13 protein-coding genes are annotated in these 21659 nt (G+C 55.0%); all 13 read right to left on the bottom strand.

Features of this window, described 5'->3' with window-relative positions; translation table 11 throughout:
* Positions 1–2: 2 nt before the first annotated feature.
* The 13 genes from GFN93_RS08480 to GFN93_RS08420 all read right to left on the bottom strand — a co-directional run bounded on the left by GFN93_RS08480 (position 3) and on the right by GFN93_RS08420 (position 21555).
* Entirely contained in the window at positions 3–548 is a 546-nt protein-coding gene (locus GFN93_RS08480; protein WP_153500533.1) for a hypothetical protein, read from the bottom strand.
* Between the two features lie 565 nt (positions 549–1113).
* Positions 1114–1797 (bottom strand): hypothetical protein, encoded by a 684-nt coding sequence (locus tag GFN93_RS08475; protein ID WP_153500531.1) that lies wholly within the window; start codon positions 1795–1797, stop codon positions 1114–1116.
* Complete coding sequence (locus tag GFN93_RS08470; RefSeq protein ID WP_153500529.1) at positions 1787–12475, bottom strand: SpvB/TcaC N-terminal domain-containing protein; 10689 nt, start codon at positions 12473–12475, stop codon at positions 1787–1789. Before GFN93_RS08470 ends, GFN93_RS08475 begins: the two co-directional genes overlap by 11 nt.
* Positions 12476–12666: 191 nt before the next feature.
* On the bottom strand, positions 12667–13158 hold the full coding sequence (locus tag GFN93_RS08465; RefSeq protein ID WP_208993728.1) for a type II secretion system GspH family protein: 492 nt from the start codon (positions 13156–13158) through the stop codon (positions 12667–12669).
* Positions 13130–13543: a type II secretion system protein gene (locus GFN93_RS08460; RefSeq protein WP_153500527.1), complete on the bottom strand. Its 414-nt coding sequence runs from the start codon at positions 13541–13543 to the stop codon at positions 13130–13132. Before GFN93_RS08460 ends, GFN93_RS08465 begins: the two co-directional genes overlap by 29 nt.
* Complete coding sequence (locus tag GFN93_RS08455; protein ID WP_153500525.1) at positions 13518–13991, bottom strand: type IV pilin protein; 474 nt, start codon at positions 13989–13991, stop codon at positions 13518–13520. Before GFN93_RS08455 ends, GFN93_RS08460 begins: the two co-directional genes overlap by 26 nt.
* Before the next feature lie 2 nt (positions 13992–13993).
* Complete coding sequence (locus tag GFN93_RS08450) at positions 13994–16222, bottom strand: hypothetical protein (RefSeq protein WP_153500523.1); 2229 nt, start codon at positions 16220–16222, stop codon at positions 13994–13996.
* A 70-nt stretch (positions 16223–16292) separates the two neighbouring features.
* A complete protein-coding gene (locus tag GFN93_RS08445; protein WP_153500521.1) occupies positions 16293–16754 on the bottom strand; it encodes a hypothetical protein in 462 nt (153 codons plus the stop codon).
* Positions 16751–17290 (bottom strand): hypothetical protein, encoded by a 540-nt coding sequence (locus tag GFN93_RS08440; RefSeq protein WP_153500520.1) that lies wholly within the window; start codon positions 17288–17290, stop codon positions 16751–16753. The genes GFN93_RS08445 and GFN93_RS08440 overlap by 4 nt, the downstream gene beginning before the upstream one ends.
* Complete coding sequence (locus tag GFN93_RS08435; RefSeq protein WP_153500518.1) at positions 17287–17814, bottom strand: hypothetical protein; 528 nt, start codon at positions 17812–17814, stop codon at positions 17287–17289. Before GFN93_RS08435 ends, GFN93_RS08440 begins: the two co-directional genes overlap by 4 nt.
* Positions 17811–18671 (bottom strand): hypothetical protein, encoded by an 861-nt coding sequence (locus GFN93_RS08430; protein WP_153500516.1) that lies wholly within the window; start codon positions 18669–18671, stop codon positions 17811–17813. The genes GFN93_RS08435 and GFN93_RS08430 overlap by 4 nt, the downstream gene beginning before the upstream one ends.
* On the bottom strand, positions 18671–20374 hold the full coding sequence (locus GFN93_RS08425; RefSeq protein ID WP_153500514.1) for a GspE/PulE family protein: 1704 nt from the start codon (positions 20372–20374) through the stop codon (positions 18671–18673). The genes GFN93_RS08430 and GFN93_RS08425 overlap by 1 nt, the downstream gene beginning before the upstream one ends.
* Positions 20371–21555 (bottom strand): type II secretion system F family protein, encoded by a 1185-nt coding sequence (locus GFN93_RS08420; protein ID WP_153500512.1) that lies wholly within the window; start codon positions 21553–21555, stop codon positions 20371–20373. Before GFN93_RS08420 ends, GFN93_RS08425 begins: the two co-directional genes overlap by 4 nt.
* Positions 21556–21659: the final 104 nt, after the last annotated feature.

Below are 21659 nucleotides of genomic sequence, written 5' to 3'. Positions count from 1 at the left end.
GCTCAAAACTCCGGACACTGGGTATGCTCACCCGACGCCCAGGACTTCACCGCGTCGAACACATGATCATAGCCCCTGGAGCCGCCATAAATATCGACATGCGAGCCAGCACTCATGGGAGAAACGTCGGCTACCATCACGATATAGCCCTTGTCTTTCATCTCCTCGGTGAGCATCGCCTTGGTGAAAATCGACTGATTCTCATCCTTGCGGCGCAACACCATCTGACCCCCGCCGGATTCCTGAACGGACACCTCGGGAATAAGGTGGTAGGTCTCCCGGACATGGATCATCCCACCCATGCCGTTACCCTGAGTGGTGGTGAACGTCACCGACCGCTCCAGACACATCTTTGATTGCTTATCCAGCAGTGACACTACCTTGGAAGCCGAAATATTGGAGTCGACCGCCTCTGACTGCGAGCCAAAGCCGCCGCCTTTTACGTAATCTCGGTAACCCTCAGGCGTCGCTAACTGCGCACTCGCACAACCACCCAGCAAAACAGTGAATGCCAGCGCAATACCACCTTTCGTTTTCATGTTATCCATCACATCCCTTCTTTTTTATTCTGGCCATGAATTCGTAGCGCGACATGGCCTCCTTCCAAGAGAACTCCATTTCTGCCGGTATTCAAAATTCAGGCACATTAATAATGGGAGTAAACAATCCGAGGGCATAGCAGCCATAGATCATGAACAACCTCATTACCTGTCCAATCCGTAACAAGGACCAACTAAGGGAGCAGTTGCATATCAGCTATCGCTACGCACCTTGTAGGAGATCCCCCAACTGGTGCATGTCCCGTTTACTGGCGACCCAACAAGGTGGGCACTACCAATGCGTGATCTCGGAGCTCAATACCAAGCCTGCACATTCCCATGTCAACGCTTAGCCTCTACCCTTGCGAGCAGCGCCCCATGACTCGGAGCTTCGACCGGGCGCCCCCCTTACCGAACAGCGGACTTTCACCGCTTGATTGATCGCCAGCTTTACCCGGCACTCTGCGCGCCCCCGTTTACTCTTCTTATAAACCTTGTAGGAGATCACCCAATACATGGGTGTCACCGATCATGCTTTCTTCGGCGCGGCACCAATTGTACTGATTATTGCCTTTCATTTCGAAAGAGCATCATTTTTAGCATCTTCCAACAATTTTTTATATTTGCTCAAAATTTTCCCAAAATTGTTTTTTTCTTCATTATTGCAGTAGAGATCGAGAGGGTAGGACAACTCGATACTCTCCAATTCATCTCCAGAAAATTCATACCCATACAGAGAAACAGAAAGATTTAATGGTATAAATTTATCCACGTAAAACCTTCCATCCATGGGATCAAACTCTCCCCACCCATAATAATCATACCCGCTAACAGCCGTCCTTTCAGGATCTCCGTAGTAAGCAAAGCAGTCCGTCAACCTTTTCTCGTCTTGAGAATCCTCAACAAGAACATAAATTTTATTATTCTTAACTATAAGCCTTAAATTAACTGCTTCAAGATTCGATATTTCATAGTTTTTAAATTCACCATCTTTATGCAGGGAATAAATTGACTCCCTCAAATCTATCTTATTACCCCCCTCTCGAATCAACTCTCTCCTCAACTCTTTATAAACCAGACCATCACCCTCAACGACCAAATATTGTTCGACTTTAATCGTTTTCTTATCAATCCACGATTCGCCATATGCAGAAATATTGGTCTCAGAAGACAGATTAGATTCGTCAACTTTAACAACCCCGCATGAGGCCATAAGAGAAACACCAACCAGCATAATTATGCGAAAGTCAATACTCATCTTGCTTTCCTGTCACAATACGCTTTAGCTTTGACAAACCCAAGAGGCCATACTCTTCATTTGAACTTGTAATCCCAAAAGTGTTTTTCATATAGTTTTTTTGATCGACAGGGCTTTCTAATTTCGTAACCCCTTCGATCATTGCTTTAAAATCTTCCCTTGAGTATTTTGCCTTTCCGGTTATCGCGACATTGCTGTCATACGCATCCATCGACATTCTAATAAAAGCTTCTGGGTTTTGGTAAGGATCATCGGGATCTGTACCAAACCCAATCATGCCAAGTATGCTCTCAAAAAAATGGCCTATTACAGGTATAAAATGACGTTTTGTTAGGCCGCTCACATGCGCATATGAATCACCGTATCTATGCAATTTTCTCTCATCATCTTTTCCAACAGTAGCCCCAGAAATTATTCTACCAACGACACCCTCGTATTCTTTTCTGGCTGAGACCTGCGGTTCTTTAGCAGACCCCGCATCCAGTAAGTGATAGCTATTCTGACTGCCAAAAAACCCCATTATCAAGCTTGTTAAACTCATCGCATTTCGGCTATCTGTATCAGGTGCCCAGGCACCTCTTCCAAGCTTCTGCGCATCGGCATACTTCAACCCAGCCGCAATCCCGGCAGCAAATATTGCATCATGATGCCCAACACTTCCCCACATCCCATTAGGATCGTTGAACCTCAGAGGGTTGTTAAATGCATAACTATATCCAGCAATGTTAGCTGAATTGTAAAAGCCCTGATTGATTTTCCCATCTAAATAGCTTCCGGTTACTGGATCCACACTCCCCCAAACACTCGTCCGCGGATCATAGTACCGAGCCCCAAAGTAATAGAGCCCCGTCTCCTCATCCAGTTCCTTACCCGTAAACAGATAAGGCGTCCGCTGCTTGTTCGAGTGCTCCTCCACCCAGGTCTCACCAAACGGGAAGTACTCCAGATGCTGATACACCTGCCCATTGGTATGGGTGATATAGCTTGTGGTGCCGAGATGATCCGGATGGAAGTAGTACTGATCCTTCTCGTAAACGATGCGTGCCTTGCCGTTACCGTTTCCGTTGCTGTCAGTATTGTTCTCCGAATTCCGTTTGCTATTCGGCCTGTCCTGCTTCACTAGCTTGGAAACAACACGGGTGGTACCGGCAAACACATGCTTGGTACCCACTTCCCCATTACGCAGTGTCATCCACTGGTTGATATACCCGGTTTCCCCCTGCGGGCCGCGCTTGGTCATGCGCTGGCCTGAGGCATCGTAGGTATAGCTGAAGGTATGGCCGTTATCCTGAATCGCCTGGATGCGGTTTTCTTCATCCCAGGTGATGGTGCGACGGGTACCATTCTTGTCATGGGTCCACCCCAGCTGGTTGCCGTTAGCATCGTAGCTGAAGGCACGTTCACCAATGTGGGTGGGTGCATGGGGCTGCGGGCCATCGTATTTATAGCCCTGAACACCACTCCAGTCGTAGGAGGTCTTTTTCTGGGTAATGGCCTTGCCAGAACGGTTCTTCAGGGTGTGATGCTGCACCTTACTGGTGATGTTGTGCACCGTGTCATAGGCCATATCCAGCGTGTAGGCATGTTGCTTGTCCGGCTGGGTATCGAAGGTGCCATCGCTGTAAGTCAGGCGATACAGGTCATCGTACCGGTAGTTGAAGTGTGTAACCCCGCCCATCTGGCTAGGGCTGTTCACCGGCGCGCGGTTACTCAACGTAGTGATGTTGCCCACATCGTCATAACCGTACTCCAGCTGCATGAAGTTGTTGCCATCACCCTTCCCTGCGGTGAGATGCGACATGCGGCGGTTATTTCGATTGTAGGTATAGCGGTTTTCGGTGTTATTGCCGTAGTGCAACCAGGTGCGCTGCTCGAACTTGTCGTAGTGCAGGGCCTGGACATAGGGATAGTCGTACTTGCCCTTCTTGCCGTGCACTGCACGCATCTGACCACCCTTGTTGTACTCATAGGTGAGCACTTCGCTATCTGGGTAGATCAGTTGCTTCAGCCGGTTCCAGGTATCGTACTGGTACTGGGTGGTATAGCTTTCCGCAGGACCAGCAGACCACTTGATGTTACGGGTGCTTTCTACCAGCTCACCCAGCGGGCCGTACTGGCGGGTTTCCCAACCGGCCTGATCCGTCACCCTGATGATGCGATTGGCACCGTTGTGCGGGTCTCCGGGCTTACCGTATTCGTAGCTAATGTTATTGCCCGTGAATTCGGGGTACTCGATGGCCGCCAGACGGTTGTAGTCATAGCGGTAATCGATGCTCTGCCCTTGCGCCCGCAGGTTCGGGGTGATCTTGTGGATCAGGTTCCCTGCCGGATCGTAGACCATTTCCACCTTGCCCGTGTCCGGGTTGTCCAGCACGGTACGGCGACCAAGCAGATCATACTCGGCGGTGGTCAGGTTCTGCTGGGCATCAAGCACATCGGTAATCTGCTTGAGCGGATCATACTGGTAGCTGGTCCAGATCACCTCGCTGCCGCCCTTGTTGTATTCCTTTACGGCAGTGATCAACTGGCGAACGTCGCGGAAGCTGTCCTTGCTGACGCCGTTGGCATCGGTCACACGGGTGCGGAACTGGGTTTTGCCATCCCGGTCGGTACCAAAGCCATAATCGAAGGTGGTGCTGGTGGTGTCCGGAATCGTGACCTTGAGCGGACGATCCAACACGTCGTACTCGGTGATCGTCGGTGCCACCAGATCAAAGGCGGGGTTAAACAACCCGGCTGATCCCAGGGCCTCGGTGTTGGGGTAGTACTGCTTCACGCTACGCCCCACATGATCGAAGATCACGCGTCCAGAGACCACCATGACGTCTTCCGGCTCACCGTTGCCATTACCCACCGTGCCGTCTTTCTTGGTTTGCAGCACGCGCTTGAGACCATCGGTAAACAATGCCGTTTCGATCCGGTCGGAGGGGTGTTCGGGATCATAGTGGCGAGTCAGCGCCCAGTTAAGGAGGTCCCCTTCGGACAACGACGGGTAGTACTCGAAGCTGATGGTGGGTTGCCCAATGGCATGCTCATAGGGGCCAGTGATGGTCCGGGTCCGGCCCACCCCATCGAACGTGTAGCGAATGGTCTGATTGTTGATGCTGGTGGTCTCTTTGGGCTGCCCCCAGCGATAATCCGGCTTGGCCGTGGACACATAGCCAAAACTGTCTTCCAAACGTACTACATGGGTGTGGACCTGGGAGTCATAGCCATACTCCATGGCATAACGCTGCCCTTGGGTGTTGGCCGGGCCGGTGACGGTTTCCACGTTACCATAGTCGTCATAGGTGAAGTCATAGCGCGCTATGCCGTCTTCATAGTACTGACGGATATCGCTGACATTACCAGTGCCCGGCTCAATGGTGGTTTCGCGGTGGCGCAGCAGCTGGCCATTGCCATAGACCTTGATGGATTCAGCGGCGCCCATGATCCAGGCAGCATCGTCATAGAAGTAGGTAATTCTGGCTTCCACGTCATCGGCCGTTCCGCTATCGGCATAATCAATGAAGTGCGTGACGTTGCCGACGGCATCGTATTCAAGATATTCCTTGCGGGTCTGCTTGCCCGGCTGCTGCTCGCCTTCGTAGAAACGGGAGATCTCTTCTGCCACTTGTGGGAAGAGCCGCGAAGTAATTTGCCCCGGCAAGGCCGTCGCAGGCACCTCATTGCCTGAGTCAACATTGACAAAGCGGTAGCCTTTCTCGCTTTCGGTATACGGATTGCCAAAGCCGTCGGTCATGCGTGTGGCAGCAAGCAAGCCGCGCTCGTAGACACTGCCATTCAGCCAGGTCTGGGTCACGGAGCGGTAAACCGGTGCGTCGGCCTCACTGATATCATGCTCATTGATTGTGACCGTTTCGAAGCCCATAAAGTCCCGCTCACGGCGGTCATAATAACCATCTGCATATTCCACAGTGGTTAGCTGGGTATCGACACCATCGCCTTCGTAGCCGTCGTGAACGGTCACCTTACTCATGACCCACTTGCTCTGGGGCATCTTATAAGTGTTGCCAGTGCGTTCGTAATCAACTTCGAAGGAGGCACCAAGCGGACACTGTACCGATTTCAACAGGTTGGTTCGGCCGTTTGTGTTCAGCTGAACGTTCAACTCACCATCTTTGCGTGATTTAAGGTAATCCGGGTAACCATCGCCATTGATGTCATTGAAGGCTACTTCGGTGCTGCTGACACTCTTACTCCAGTCTTTACCTGGGTTGGTGAGAATCGTCAGTACCGTCGGGAACGGCGGCGGCAAAATCGGAATGGGGATGGTGAAGTACACCCCTGCACCCTGATCAATATTCCGGCTTTTGCTGACATGATTAATCTGTGCCCAGGTAACCCACGGCAGGAAGCCACTGCCGGAGTTAAACCCGACCAAAAGACTGCCGTATTCGATTTTGACGCGATCAGGTAAACCATCACCGTTAACGTCGATCAAGCCTTCAGAGGAAATGTTTTCGGTATTGGAGACGTTCACCCCACCACCAAAGCTGAAGGAATCCACGTTGTAACCGAAATTCAGGGCTTTACCGTCAGAGCTGGAGTCACCAAGCTGGTATGCAGGCCATTGCTCTGCGCCTGTGAATTTGTAACCCAAATTCAACGAGACTCGACCTCCATCATGAACACGGTCTGGCAAACCATCGCCATTCATGTCTCTCAAATCAAAATCAGGTTTCGAGTCACCCTCGGAAACGTTGCCTCCAAAGCCGATAGGAGGCATTTGCTGAGCAATTTTGCTGTCTTTACCGGCGAGTTTCGCCGCAACCGTAGCGAAGTTGCCGCTAATCCCCAAAGAGACTGATTTTGAGTCGCTGGCACGTACATCACCAATAACCAAAGGCTTGTTTTGTGCCTCCAACCCTCCATCAGGAGCGGTGAATTGGACTCGACTGCTGGCAAGCACATCGGGGTAGCGATCCCCATTCATATCCATGAAATCAACGAGGGATCTTACGCGGGCATCACTTTGGGATGCGCCCGCGATAAACCCGACGGAGAAAGCATCATTCCTGGTCAGGGATAGACGCTGAACACCACGACGGCCAGCAAACCCTTCCACGGTGGGCACTTCAATGTAGTCTTCACCTAAACGTGAGGTGCTGGTTGTGGCTGACGCGACCCAAATGTCATCGTCCAAGCCTGACCAACGTTGTTTTCCTGGTTCAGGATAGAGCGGAATGGCCGTTAACTTTGATATATCAAGCGGGGAGTCAAGCTCTTCGGGGTCGCCAGAAGTGGGGATATCACCCGGCTTGATATCCGGCATGACCAGAAGCTCTTCATCGATAGCGACGGTGGCTCGGTCACGATTTCCGTTGTAAGCAAAGTAAGACCAGCCTCGGTACTCTCGGCCGTAGAGCAAGTCTTGATTCTGCGTGAACAATTCACTGGAAAGCGCCAGCTTGTTGCGGTTATCCGGCTGGTCATCTTCTGGCTTGGGACCATCATAGGTAACCAGGAGTGACGCGGTCTCTATCCGCTCAGCCAATGCTGGGTTTCGAGTAAAGTATTCAAAATGGTATTTCCGTTCACTTTGCCCTTCAGCAAAAGAGACCGGAATAGGAAACTCCTCAGGTAGAACACTATATTCTGGCTCGCCAGTCACAGGATCTAGTTCAACTACGACCTGCACATCCTGTTTGGCAATAAGCTGCCCTTCGCTTTTGACCGTCAGGAACAGTCTGCGCTCATCAATCGCTGCACCATCAGTGGTTACTTGAGGGATCACGGTCAGTGTGCCCTCCTCGGTAGCCACCCAAGGGGCTACCGGTGCCACACCATCAAATCGGCTATAAATATCAGTATCGATGACCGGGGCATAAACGAAGAGAAGGTTACCCGCTGGGTCCTTCATATCAGCGATACCAAGAGGGTTGCCGTCCTCATCAACCACATCGCCGATATTAATCGGGTTACCTTCTTCATCGGTTCCGATTTCAACGGAAGGCAACGATACATAGGCAACCTTGGGCTCCCACTGAATTTTGCCCAGATCGACCCTGGAATCCGCTGAGAGCTCGAAGTAAAGACGATCAAAACGAGCCACATCAGTTTCGAAATCGATACCCACCGTTTCCAGGGCATCCCAACTCAGTGTCTTCTCGAACAACACGAAGTTCTTGCGAAGAATCCGCACTCGGACACTGTCAGTGGTGATTTCAGGCTTCTCGAAGTCTCCCGTAATTCTTACTCGCCCATTCTCTGGCATGGTGGTTCGAGCATGAATCGAGCCCGTGGTGACGAAATCCTGCTCTGCTGAGAAGCGGTACAGGTTACGACCTGAGGAATCGACGCCCTCCATTGCAAGCCACTCTGTCTGCGGCTCAACTTCGCCTGTCTCCCCTTCCTCTGCGTTCTCAGCATTCGCGTCAGTCTCGACAGGGACTTCATGCACATACTGAATAACAGGTGACCAGGAAATCAGATCATAAGCTCCGTCATCCACAGACTGGACCCTGAAATACAAGCTATCTCCTTTAGCAACCGGGATCTGACTAACGCCGGTTGGAGTAACGCTTTGTGTGGCTTCAGGGGTAATCGTTTCGGACCAAAGTTCTTCGGAATTCAATTGAATCGCAACTCTGACGCCATCAGCGGTTTGGTAGCGCGACTCTTCAATCAACTCTTTGCTAATCAGCGATGCATCACCCATTACATCGATGACACCGTCATAGGGTACCTTCCAGCGACGGACAGCATCATGCAATGGCGCACTGTCTATGGCTTCCTCATAGTCAGCGGCAAAGCTTTCAAAGAGCTGTGTTGCGTCAACGCTACCACCGCCCACTGGGTTTGGCGTATTCAGGCTATTGGTTGAGAAAAGAATCTCACCTGTCGGGTCACCGTTTTCATCAAGAACAGCTCGACTGAAACGTACCGTGCCATGATCAACGATATCGAGAAGCCCATCTCCGTTAACATCGGAGACATACATCTTACTGGTAGTGGTGGTTTTGGCTTTGTTGTAACCCGCCATGACACCGCTGAAATACACCTCGAGGCCTTTCGAGCGCATGGAGGTTTTATCTGCAGAGAAACCACTGATGCCAATGGGGATTGGCGCGCCGAAAACTGGCGTTCCTCCTGGTCCAGACAAGTTTGGACGGTAAAAAACACCTCCTTTCTTATAGACCTTGTCAGGAAGACCGTCACCATTGATATCCGCCAGCATCATGCGGCCATCAGATTCGCTATGGTTCGAACCTACCTTGACACCAAGGCTGCCGCTTTTGGTTGGTGTCCAACCAATGCCCGTGCCCGCATAAATGTGTGAGCCACGCCCGGAGCCATATCCACCACCAAGGACACTAATGTCGCCTTTACCTGCGTAAAGGTCGCCCCTTACACCATCATTTGGCATCGTCCATGGTGAGTTGCTGTAGCCAGCGTATGCTCCATTCCCATCGAGTACGTCATCGAAATAATCAAAAGTATGGGCATTAAAAGGACGGCCCTGGGTGTCCAACTGCCGCACGGTGTGAAGCAATGTCTTACCGTAGGCACCGTCACGATAATCAAATTCGTAACTGCGTACCGGCTCACTCTCATAGGTGACCGAAATACGTTTGAGCAGGTCGGCAGTTACCTGTTTGAGTCCCAGACGACCATCAATGCTTACGTCCGTGCGACGATCCGCACTGCGATTGAAACCTGGTAAATCCCTGTCTCGCTCAAATACCACCTCATAGCTACCGGCTTCGCCTTTATAGCCAGTGTAGGTAATGCTCGACAAATAGACCTGCTGGCCCATCTCGGTGCCGTTGCCTGCACCTGATCCTGAACCATTACCCAAGCCTGTATCCAGCTGCTTGGTATAGTGGTAGCGCATCTCATTGCCGTTGGTATCGCGCACCAGTACCAGGGCCCACTTGCCAATACCCGGAGCACCGGACGTGGTTGCAAGAATCGCCTCAGACTGAGGCTCCTGGCTTACGTCATCGCTGCCATAAAAGTAGGTAGTACCGCTCTTGTCAGTGACTTCCCACCAGTAATTTTCAGGTTTATCGCCATGGCGAATGATGCGCTGGAAGGCACCCTCTACACGGGGATGAAATTGCTTGTCGGCAGTACGAGGTATTGTCTCCTCGCGATGAATCAACGGCAGCAACTGCTCACCGTTCAGCAAGTACGTTTCTGTTTCATTCGTGGCGCTATACCGCGGCACCCCCCAACGGGTATCCACCGTAATCGACGGGACACTCAGGTCCCAGCCCTGCCCCATCCAGCCATTACCGCCCCCGGAGCTGTACTGCACTGCCAGCTGCGGCTGCATGCCACGGCGGCCCGGCGGCACTTCGATGGGATAGCTGAGGCGCGCATCGCCCATGTTGTTGGCTTGCGGCGGTTCGATCAGGTTGATCTTGGCACCAGGATCGGCGGCCTTGATGTCCTTGATCTGGGTCGGGTTGAACTGGGTGTTCTGCGGGGAATCCGGTACCTGGATCACCGCGTTGATCATATCGGTGAAGTGGTCAGTGAGGGCGACCACTTCTTTTTTGCCTTTATCGATACTCTTGCGTTCCAGCTCTTTCCACTTGCCCGCCTGGTCATCGAAATAGAAGGTCTTGATGTCGTCTTCGCTGAAGCCCGGCGGTAGCAGGCTGGGCTGGTATTTGATGCGCACTTCGATCTTCTTGTTGAAGTGCTTGCCGTGGGGCAGGAAGCGGTAGCCGTTGTTGGGCCCGGTGACGTTGGTCATCCAGGTATCGAGAGCCGCCAGGTCAATGTCATTGAGGGGCATCATGGTGATGTCCAGATCCTCATTGACTGCTCCTTCGCCTACCACAATACCGGCGCCGGGAATGCCGCCAGTCACACCTCCGGGCGGAATCACCACCGGAGTCACCGGGGCCAGATCCGCTTCGGCATCGCCCAGCGGGCCCTTGTTCGCAAACAGCGGCACGCGGGTGCTGGTGCGGCTGCCATCCGGGTAGACGGCTTCAGCGTCCACGAACCAGGCCACGTCATCGGCCTGGCTTTCCGGGCCCACATCATCCTTGCTGATGAGCGTCTGGAATTCGCCATTGACGTGATTCACCGGCTTGCCGCCGATAAACAGCTGGGCTTCACCGCTGGCATTACGCAGCCCTTGCAGGAAACCACGCACATACGCTTCACGACCATAGAACTGGCCGGCATCGGGATAGGTCACGACCACTTCCGGTGGCAGCCAGGCGCCACCGATACCGGAACCGCGCACGGTGAGCTCGCGTATTTCACCGCCGCTGCCTTCGCCGCCGGTGAAGATCAGGCGTACACCCTGCACCTTGTTACCACTGGCCACAGGGATTTCATTCCAGCCCGTTTTCAGGGCCTGGGCGGAGACAGATTTGCTGCCGCCCAGCTGCCAGTTGCCGTCATGGAACAACGCCACATCGATCTTGCCGGCCAATTTGCCGCGCAGGTAGAAGCCCACGGACTCCAGTTCCACGCCGCGATCAAAACCCATTTCCAGGGTGCTGGCATCAGCATTGGCAGGATCACCCTGCAGAGCTTGTTTCCACGGTGCCTTGCCCTTGATCCAGCCCAGATGCAAGCCGTTTCCCGGGTTGTTGATCAGCCCTGGGGGAATGGTCACGTTGCTGTCGCTGGTATTGAAGGTGCCAATGCTGTCGCCGCTGTACACCACCATGCCGGTGTCGGCATTGCCGTCGTACAGGCGATCAATAACGGTGCTGTCTTCGGTGCTGCTGGCACCAATGTAGTTGACGAAATTGGCGCCGTTATCCAGCTCCACTATCAAGCGCACATTGCGCACCTGATACTGGTAGTCGTTTTCGCCGGTGGTGGTGAAGCGAATGCGGTTGGTGCCTTTTTTCAGCCATACCGGGCTGATGCGCTCAATCTGTTCACTCCAGGCGTCGTTGGCCTCAATCACCACGCCGCCGAGCGCAGGCTGATCATTGATCACGCGGACTGCGCTGGCCCAGTGACCCACACCAATGGCGTCGTACACCAGCCAGGCGTATTTCACCTGACTGGCAGGGACGTCCAGTTCCAGGCTGAAGGTGTTGTCGGTGGGATCATCCAGCACGGTTTCATCAATGCTGCCGGTGGTGCCACTGGCCGGGCTGGCGATGGCCAGCAGGGCCTGATCCTGCATGTCGTTGTTCTGCAGCAGGGCCAGCAGTTGGCTGCCCGTTTCTACCGGGATGTGCTCACCTTCGGACCAGAATTCAATTTCCTTGAGACCAGATGCGCTGGATGCAGCGGGCGTGAGCACCAGTCGCAGCTTGCCGGTCTTGACGGCATTGTTGGTGGAGAAGGTATGCCAGGTGTCCGGGAGTTGGGTGAGGTCCAATCCTTTGAGCCCCTGAATGTCGCGCCAGCCGTTGGTTGTCTTCTCCTGCACAGAGAGCTGATAGGGCGCGGCACCGAACACGCGCAAGGCCGTCACCTTGCGTTCTTCCGGTAGATTCACATCTACCGATTGCGCTTCAAACGCGGTGTACTCCGATTGCGTATCGCGGTCGAACAGTTGGCTGAGCGTGGCCGATTCCATGGCCTGCACATCCACCGGCAAATTCGGCGACGAGTGAACCTCCAGCGCACTGGGCGAGGTTCTCACCATGTCGATGCCGAGGCCGGCGGCTTGAATCAGAGAAGGATAAAGCAGAGCAAAAAGAGCAAAAAAAGCCATCAAACGGCGGTGCAGGCGCCAGAAATCCATTCGAGTTCCCCAAGATTGTATTTTGAGTCCGCTTCCGTGCGGTGCGCCCTCCCCCGAGGGAGCAGCCTTACACTTCTTGCATTTTTTTGATTACACGAAAGTTATATAGCGACAGCTTTATAAGCCAATCTTCTTATTAAAAATTGTGAATAGCGTCATGCTTTTTCACGACAACGTTGTTCGGTCTGCACTCACGTACCAGGCACAAAAACAAACTGCCAATCGCGATAGGTCGACGCGGCTTCGAAGACTTCCAGACCGGCAGGAAAGTGGCCGGTTTTGAGTGGCGTTTCGTTGCTGGCGCTGGCAATACCGGCAATGCCACCGCCCGGTGCCTGTATCAACAACCAGTCTTCCGCACTGACTGGATCAGCGTAGGCCTGACGTAAATGACGCCGCATGGGGAAACGGGGATCGCGCAGTAAATCCTCAATCGAGGCGGGGTATTGAGGTGCGCCCGGGAGCGCGTAGTAATAAGACTGGATCGCTTGCCGATAGGCCTGACCGCGAAACAGCAATTCGCTTTCGCGCTCACGCTGGGCCTGCGTTGACGACAGGGGCACTGCGGTCATGGCCTGCAGGCTCATCACCATGAGCGCGATGAGCACCACGGGATAGGTCAGGCCTGCGGCATGACGTCTGCTCGCCCTCCCCTTACCAGCTATCAAACCGCGAACCATCATCAGCCAGCGCTTGCGAGCTGCTACGAATGTCCCTGACACCGCGGCTGCCGTCGGCGTATTCCACGTAACTCAACGTCCACTTGGCCTCAGTCTCATCAAGCACCGGATCCTGCGGGATAAAGCGCACGTAGCGCCGGGTGACCAGCTCTTGCAGTGTCTGCGGATAACGGCCGGTGTCCGCCAGATAATCATCCAGTGCCTTGCGCATCACTTGCAGGTTTTCTTTCAGGGCCGATTCACGGGCCATCTCCACCGAATGCGACACCACAGGCACCACCATGGCCGCCATCAGCGAGATCAGCATGACGACCACCAGGATTTCGATCAGGGTAAAGCCCTTACTCGATGCCGTGGTGCGTTTACCAATCACAGTAGCAACTCCCATCCAATGCGCTCTCTTCAATGGCAACGCGAATATCGTAAACATCCTGCCGTCCCCAACGGGAATTGTCTGGCTCATCCTGATAGCTACGCAGTTGCCACTGCTCAAGATTCGGCAAGGTCGGATCAGCAAAGGGATTGCGGGGCACACGACGCAGGTAATAACGGCGTCCACCCTCCAGTGTGCCAGCGTCCACACCGTTCACCAGCACTGCCAGCGACACCGGGTAGCCATTCTCACTGGCCAGGCCACCCGGCGGAATCCGACCCTGCTTCCAGTCTTCATGGAAAGCATCAATAGCCGTACGCACGGTGCGTAACGCCTCGCGCAGGTCCTGTTCCTTTTCGCGACGCACCTGATTCTGGTACTGCGGCAACGCCACCACCGCGAGAATGCCGAGGATCATGACCGAGACCAGCATCTCCACCAGGGAAAACCCGCGCACCGCCATACTCAGTTCACCAGTACCCGGGACATGACGCTATCCAGTGGCAACGTATCGCCCTTGGCCGTTTCCAGCACGGCGGGCTTGGACATGAAATAGGAAATCCCCGCCTGCTTGCCCTTGAGGGTGATCTTCACCAGATCTCCGCTGGCGCTGCCTGGGGTGCCCGACAGCATCAGCGAGGTCATGCCCGGTTTCTGCCCTTCGCTTTCACTCACCGACAAGGTACCGCCGGCTAGCGGCTCGGCTTTGACGAATTCCAGCATAGCCGGGTTATACATGAACTGCAGTGGCAGGGCTTTGATGCTGCTGAGTGACTGCGCGCGCATGACCACACTGACTTCCTGGCCCGGTGCCGTCTGGTACTTGCTGTCGGTAAACAGCAAGCGGGTCCCGGACGGCGGCAGTGCCGAATCTTCCGCCAGCACCTTTCCTTGTGGAGCGTCTGGCAGTGCATCGCTGCGCTGCTGTTGGCGCTGACCGCTGTAGGCATCGCCGATGCGAATGGTGTTATTGGTGGGCATGTAGGCGAGCCCATAGCTTGCGCTGAGCCGGTTGCCACTGCCCGCATAGAACTCACGCACGGAATGCGGCGGCAACGCCTGGGCGCGAACGATGCGCGGGGTGATGGTGAGCATGACATCGGTGCGACGCTTTTCATCGCTGGAATTGGTGAACAAACGCCCCAGACCGGGAATCTCTCCGAGCCCTACGGGTCTGGCCTTGTTGTTGCCCTCCATGCTCTGGATCAGCCCCCCGATCACTGCGGTTTCGCCGTCCTTGAGGAGCATGCCGGTTTCCACATGGCGGGTCAGGATGCTGATGGCCGGCTCATCCGGAGTACCCACATTGGAGCCCAGCGCGCTCACTTCCACTTTCACATTGGCCGTCACCGAGCCATCCAGATGGATGTCCGGCACCACTTCCAGCTTGATACCCACATCGCGGTATTCAAAGGTGGTGCGGGTCTGACCGGTGGCATCGAGGATGGTGGAAGAGCGCAGCGGCACGCGCTCACCGATGTGCAGCCGCGCTTCCTGATTATCCACTGCCCGCAATGAAGGGCTGGCCAGGATGGTGGCGTCCACGTCTTTCTTCAGATAGTTGAACGTGATGGTGGGAATGGTCACCACGCCCTTGCGCAGCACGGAATCACGGAAGGAATCTGACACGGTGTACTGGGGGTAATCCAGCGTTACCTGTTCACCCAGATTCAGACCCAACTGCTCGGTCTTGGTGCGATCCACCTCCAGCACTTCCACATCGAGGATCACTTCCCCGGCGGGCTGGTCATTGGCGATGACCAGGTTCTCCACCAGCGGCAGCATGTCCTCGGTCTCGCGCACACTGAGGGTATTCATATGCTCATTGACGACCACCGTGTCCAGGCTAAGGCTGGCCTTGAGAATCTCTGCCATCTCAGCGGCCTTGATGGTATTCAAGCTGTAGGTGCGCAGCAGGCGGTCCTGATACTCGGCCCGCTTTTCTTCGGTATCCGGTGCCACCAGCAGGGTGTTGGAACCGATCTGTTTGATCTGGGTTTTAGACGCTCTCAATAACAGATCCACGGCCTGTTTCAGGGTGACTTTTTCTGCCCGAATGGTGACCGGCTGCCCGCTGATCTCATTGTCGAAAATCACGTTGAGCTTGTAGGCCTCCGCCAGGTACATGAACACATCACGCACGTCGGTGTTGTTGAAACTCAGAGAAATCTTTTCCTGTGAGGTAAAGACAGAGCGGCGCTCACGCAGATTGGCTTTGCGGTTTTTCAGATAGCTGAGGCGCTCGCGAGCTTGCTCATGATGGGGGTTGAGGTCCAGTGCATCCTCAAGGCGTTCCTCTGCCTCATTAAAGCGATCCAGCTGGATGAAGGAAACTGCCTGCTGATACAGGCTCTGCGCTTCCTTGGCTGCCAGGGCTGTGCCCATGGCATGCTTGAGCCGCTCGCCATTGGGGCGAGCAATCAGGCCGCTACGGTACTCGGCAATCGCTTCATCCATATTGCCTTCGGCTAGCTGCTGATTCCCCAGCGCCAGATAATGCTCCGCCGCAGACTGCTCGACTTTTTCCAGCTTGATCCGCGCGTAGCTATCCTCGGGAGAGGCATTGACTGCGGCACGGTGATCCATGACCACCTGCAGCCAGTCATCCGGGTTTTCCAGTGGCGGTTCCATCTCCACATGGGCCAGACACCCCGCCACCAGCAGGCAGACAACAGGAACTAACAACCTCAACATTCGACTTCCCAATCATTGTGTCCGGCTTGGGCCGGATCTATGTTGTCACTACTGCGTTATCAGCAATGCCTCAGGGCATGACGTAATAACGCCGACTCTTCCCCCACAGGTTGGACACCAAGACACTTTCCTCGTCGATGGCGGCCACCGTGAATCCATCTACAATTTCTTCTCCCTCGGCGACGGCTCGCCGGTGGGATTCATAACGTACAAACGCCTGCTTGCCAGAACGCCTCAACAACACGCCTTCCACCGCCAGCATGGGAAAATTCATGCTGGCCTGGTGCTCGGCACTGATGGGCTGATCAAACTCGCCTTCCTCACTCACCGGGGCATAACGGAACGGGTTGCGAGGCTCCGCAGTTTCATGATCAGAGATGCTTGCGTCCACTGCGAACACCGCAAAGCTGGACGCATCCAGCGTCGTCACTGAGACAGTCAGCGCAGGCGCGGACGACGTGTTGATCACCAGCAGCACTAACAACACGGCTAATGCTGCCAACGCGCCCCCCCAGGCAATGACGTCCTTCATTCGCGCACCTCCACAAAGGCGGTGAGCTCAAGGGTAACGGCGAGCTGATCGCCTGAGGGCTTGAGTACCAGGCGTGATGGCACCACCAGCATCTCCAGGGCAGCCACTTCGCTCAGAAAGGATTTCACCGTGTCATAGTCCGCATCGAAGTTAAGCACCTTGGAATAGACCTGCGCGCCGTCCCGGGTGCGGCTGGCATTGAGCTCTTTCTGCAACACCACGCCCGCCCGGGTACCCGCATCCAGTACCGCACGCGAAAATTCCGCAGACGATCCCTGCCACTGCTGTTTCTCCACCAGCGCGGGCAATTGCTCCTGCAGTCGCAGGATCTCCTCCCGTTCACCCTCAAGCTTCTGGTACAAGGCATAGCTGGTGGACTGACTGGCCTTGGCCGCCTGGTTGGCAACCAACTGCTCACGCAGCGGCAACACAATGGCCAACATCACGATCAGTGCCAGCGCCAATACCAGCACATTCAGCCACCACAACGTGCGATACCGGGGGCGGCGCAGTTCAGCAGATACCCACTCCCTCATCGTGCAGCCTCCGCTGTCAGCAGGATTTCATAACGATTGAGCGCCTCGGCCGTCTCATCTTTTTGCTGGCGTGCCACCACCACCTGATCAAACAGAGGCATGGCTTCCAGATTGCTGACAAAGTCTGACAGGTTAATGGTGCTCGGCGATGCCGCCTCCAATGTGGCGCTGCCGTTAGCGGCGCTATATTCGAATCGGTCAATCCGTACATTCACCAGCAAGGACCGTTCCACAGCCTGTAGCACTGCGCCGACCGGCTCACCCTTGTGAGCAATCAAGGTGTTCAGTTGGCGCGCCTGATCCCGCAGGGTTTCGAGATCCGCCACGGCCATGGCCTCTTCCCCCATGGCCGCCTTCTGCCTGGCCATGGCCTGGCGCATATCCGCATTTTCCTGCTCCAGCAGGAAGCCTTGCACTACGGCGGCTATCAGGCCCACGACGGCAGCCGCCAGCAAAGTCGGCAACAGTATCTGCAGGGCTTTACGAAGCTGGAGAACGGGTTGTTGAAAATTCAACGCATTCATACGCGTCCCTCCGCAAACCAGACCGCCAGTTGTGTCAGTGCAGGAGCACCCTGCTTGTCAGCTTGGGTGATAGGAAGGTAGTCCAGCTCTCCTTCCGGCAGTGCAGCGACAAACTGTTGATTTGCCCGCTCGGCTTTGTCGTTCGCCTGCTCAAAAGACACCAGCTGCACGCGGCTCACCCCTTCCACATTCAGAGAGCGTGCGATCTCACGCTCCAGTGCCTGATCATCCAGACCAAACCAGCGACAACGGATCTGGCTGACCCTCCCGTTTTCACTGTGGCGGGCCAGCCAGTAATCATCACTGATCACCAGCTGCAGCCCCTTATCAACGTCATGCATGGCAGGGCGGTTCAGGCCAATGGCCTGGGATGTCAGTAACAACACCGGCCAATGGCACTGACGGAAACTCGAGACCATGGCCTCGCGCATCGGTTCAGGGAGCGCCATGACCTGCAGCGCGACGCCCTCCCCTTCCGTCTGTGGGAACCGTTTCCACACCACACAAAGATCATCCTGATCCAGACTGGCTTCCTCTTTGAGGCGCCAGCGCACCAATTCTTCCTGGGCTCGCCGTGAAGCTGGCCAGGCCTCCAGTGACAGCACATGGTGTGTCAGCAGAGGATCAGCCACATAAACTGACACCTCGAGGAACTGGCGACCCACCTGCTCTGCCAGCCAGGTCTGTGCTTCTGCCATCAGCGACGCGATGCCTTCAAGCTGCACCGGGCTTACGGGTTCTGACGCCGGGAAGAACGCAGAAGCCTGCACCTCCGAGTCTTTGCCTGGCTGGAGTGCGACGGCCACGCCAGTGCGTCCCAGACACACGGACGCCTTGTAGGATTTAGTCGGCCACATCAGAGCATCCCCCTCTGGGTAGTGCGCTCCACTTCCACCAATGTGGTCTCACCGGCTGCGACGCGCTTTAACGCTTCGGTTCGCATTGACGAAAAAGCCTGTTTCTCCAGTTCGGCTGTGATCTCCCTAAAGGGGGCCTGATCAATGAACATCTGCTTTAGCTCAGGGGTGAAATAAATAAATTCGGCCACCGCAAAGCGCCCCTTGTAGCCAGTGTGCTCACAATGCTCACACCCCACGGCAACCGGCAGTTGCGCTGGCGGTGTGAGCCGTTGGGAATCAAACAGTTGCCGTTCACGGGGCTGTGGCCCCTGACTGCTCGCGCAATGCGAACACAATTTGCGCAATAAGCGCTGCCCAAGAATGCATTTAAGGGACGAGACGAAGTTGTATCGATCCACGCCCATGTGGTGAATACGACCCACCACATCCAGGGTGGTGTTGGCATGCACAGTAGAAAACACCAGATGGCCGGTTAACGCCGCCTGCACCGCGATTTCAGCGGTTTCCGCATCCCGGATCTCACCAATCATGATTTTGTCCGGGTCATGGCGAAGAATGGCGCGTAGACCACGGGCAAAGGTGAGCCCTTTCTTTTCGTTGACCGGAATCTGCACGATGCCAGGCAGCTGATATTCCACCGGATCTTCTACGGTGATGATTTTTTCCAATCCGGTATTGGTTTCATTCAGCGCGGCATACAAGGATGTAGTCTTGCCACTGCCAGTGGGACCGGTAAGCAGAATCAGCCCGAACGGTTCATGAATACTTTCTCGATATCGGTTGAGCACCGCATCGCTCAACCCCAGCCCTTCCAGAGAAAGGGTCTGGTCTTTCCCGGCCAGGGCATGCTGATCCAGCAGACGCATGACCACGTCTTCACCATGGCTGGTGGGCACCACCGACACACGCACATCCACTTCTGCGCTACCGTCCTTGAGGCGAAAGCGACCATCCTGCGGTTTCTGTTTTTCCGAAATATCCAGATCGGCCATGACCTTGATGCGGGACACCAGCTGATCGGCGTAACGGTCACCCACAGTGAGCTCGGAAGGTAACAGCACACCGTCCACACGATACTTGATGCCGATACCTGCAGGCTCAGACTCCACATGGATATCGCTGCACTGGCGGCGAGTCGCATCGCCCAGAATCTGGTTTAACAGTTTAACCACCGGGTCGTCATGGTCGTCGGCCAGGTCCACGATCCCGCTTCGATCTGGCCCATCGCCAGCAACAGACTTCAGCCCCACAGAAGCATCACGGAGAATCTGGCGATCCAGATTACTGCGTTTGAGTACTCCCTGAATCTGCTCGCGATCACACAGGGCCAGCTTCACCGGCGCTCCGGTTTTGGCGTGAATTATGTCTTCGATGCCCGCGTCATAGGGGTAAGCGAGTGCGACCCGGATAACACCGCCTTCATCCGAAACCGGCACGCATTGGTGCTGCTTGATGGTTTCGGCAGAGAGCTCGTTCAAAAGCGCCTCTGGAATCCTGAAATCCACCGGCAACTCGATGTAATCCAGATGCAGCAACTCTGCCAGAGTCTCCAGCCGCACCTTCTCGCTCACGAACCCTTCGGAGACCAGATGATGGCCGCTGTCCCCGGCGATACCTATCAGCCCTTCCGTTTCCCCTTTCAAAGCCCCTTTGCGAATCAAGGCCGCGACCAGGGGGCGGGTAATCTTGTCCGTACTCATTGCAGCCCCTGTGACATGGAAAAGATGGGCAGGTAAACCGCCACCATGACAAACCCCACCACCACGCCGATCACCAGCATGAGTACCGGCTCTGCCAGAGTAGAGAAACGCTGAATGGCCACATCCAGGCTGCCCTTATAAAATGCAGAGATACGCTGCAGGATGGTTTGCAGTTCGCCGCTATGCTCACCGGCTTCCAGCATTTGCAGCGCGGACTCAGGCAACAGCGCGAACCGTGAAAAACTCTCGGTAACGCCGTTGCCTTTTTCCACAACAGCAGAAGCGGACTGGTAGCGTTGTTCCAGGTCGGCATCGCTTTCCATCCGCGCCATTTGCGCTAATGAGTCATGCACATGAAGACCGGATTTGAGTAACAGAGCCAGGGTCGCAGTGAAGTTCACCGTCAACATATCCGAGCGAATGGCCCCCAGTAGCGGGAGCCTGGAAAGAATGCGATTTTTCATTCGCGCACGCTGAAGCGCAGACAGTCGGAATCGGTAAACCAGTATCGCCAGCGTAACAAGCACCACCACCAACAACGCCAACCAGGGCGTCGCCAGACTAATCCCCATGAGCAAGCGCGTCGCCAGGGGTAATTCTGTCCCCATGCTCGCGTACCCCGCCGTTAGCTTGGGAACCACTACCGTCACCAGCACACCCACTACCACCACGATCAGACTCATGACCAGAATCGGATAGGTCACTGCTGATACGGTTTTGCGCTTGAGCGTCAGAGAGCGATCCAGATGTTCTTCATAAGCCCCGATGGCCTGTGCCAGCTCACCAGAGGATTCGCCCGCTTTTAAAGCGGCAATCCACAGCGGCCCGAAGAGGTGAACATCCCGGGAGAACGCCTGGGAAGGCTGGTGACCTGCGCGGATATCAGTAATCGCCCGACCAACCGACTCCGCCAGCGGACCGGCTTTCATGCGCTGATGAGCAATGGTAAGGGCAGGCAGAAATTCACTGCCGGTCTGTAGAAGCGTATGAAGAGACTGGGAAAACAACAGTAATTCGGCGCTACCGCCAGAACGGGCGGCGAACAGCTTGCGGCTGACCTGACGCGGCAACAGCGACTGGGCAACCAGACGCTCACGCGCTTCCCCAGGGGTTGCTGCCAGGATTTCACCCGCCACTAACCTCCCCTGCGCATTGATCGCACGGTAGCGATAAACAGACACTCTGCCCCCAGATCCTTGTCCTTTAGCCGCCCCAAACGGCTAATATTATTTTCCTAATGGTGGGCGCAAGGTATATCAAAACAGTCGAGCTTTATGCAAGAATT

The organism is Alcanivorax sediminis (assembly GCF_009601165.1).
Taxonomy (GTDB): Bacteria; Pseudomonadota; Gammaproteobacteria; order Pseudomonadales; family Alcanivoracaceae; genus Alcanivorax; species Alcanivorax sediminis.
This window is presented reverse-complemented; position numbering and strand designations above follow the sequence as displayed.

Bases quoted from the DNA above. Each gene is read 5' to 3' on its own strand.
- GFN93_RS08455 (WP_153500525.1), bottom strand. From the start codon at position 13,991: ATGGCGGTGCGCGGGTTTTCCCTGGTGGAGATGCTGGTCTCGGTCATG.
- GFN93_RS08435 (WP_153500518.1), bottom strand. From the start codon at position 17,814: ATGAATGCGTTGAATTTTCAACAACCCGTTCTCCAGCTTCGTAAAGCC.
- GFN93_RS08480 (WP_153500533.1), bottom strand. From the start codon at position 548: ATGGATAACATGAAAACGAAAGGTGGTATTGCGCTGGCATTCACTGTT.
- GFN93_RS08445 (WP_153500521.1), bottom strand. From the start codon at position 16,754: ATGAAGGACGTCATTGCCTGGGGGGGCGCGTTGGCAGCATTAGCCGTG.
- GFN93_RS08475 (WP_153500531.1), bottom strand. From the start codon at position 1,797: ATGAGTATTGACTTTCGCATAATTATGCTGGTTGGTGTTTCTCTTATG.
- GFN93_RS08425 (WP_153500514.1), bottom strand. From the start codon at position 20,374: ATGAGTACGGACAAGATTACCCGCCCCCTGGTCGCGGCCTTGATTCGC.
- GFN93_RS08460 (WP_153500527.1), bottom strand. From the start codon at position 13,543: ATGGGAGTTGCTACTGTGATTGGTAAACGCACCACGGCATCGAGTAAG.
- GFN93_RS08465 (WP_208993728.1), bottom strand. From the start codon at position 13,158: ATGATGGTTCGCGGTTTGATAGCTGGTAAGGGGAGGGCGAGCAGACGT.
- GFN93_RS08470 (WP_153500529.1), bottom strand. From the start codon at position 12,475: ATGGATTTCTGGCGCCTGCACCGCCGTTTGATGGCTTTTTTTGCTCTT.
- GFN93_RS08430 (WP_153500516.1), bottom strand. From the start codon at position 18,671: ATGTGGCCGACTAAATCCTACAAGGCGTCCGTGTGTCTGGGACGCACT.
- GFN93_RS08440 (WP_153500520.1), bottom strand. From the start codon at position 17,290: ATGAGGGAGTGGGTATCTGCTGAACTGCGCCGCCCCCGGTATCGCACG.
- GFN93_RS08450 (WP_153500523.1), bottom strand. From the start codon at position 16,222: ATGTTGAGGTTGTTAGTTCCTGTTGTCTGCCTGCTGGTGGCGGGGTGT.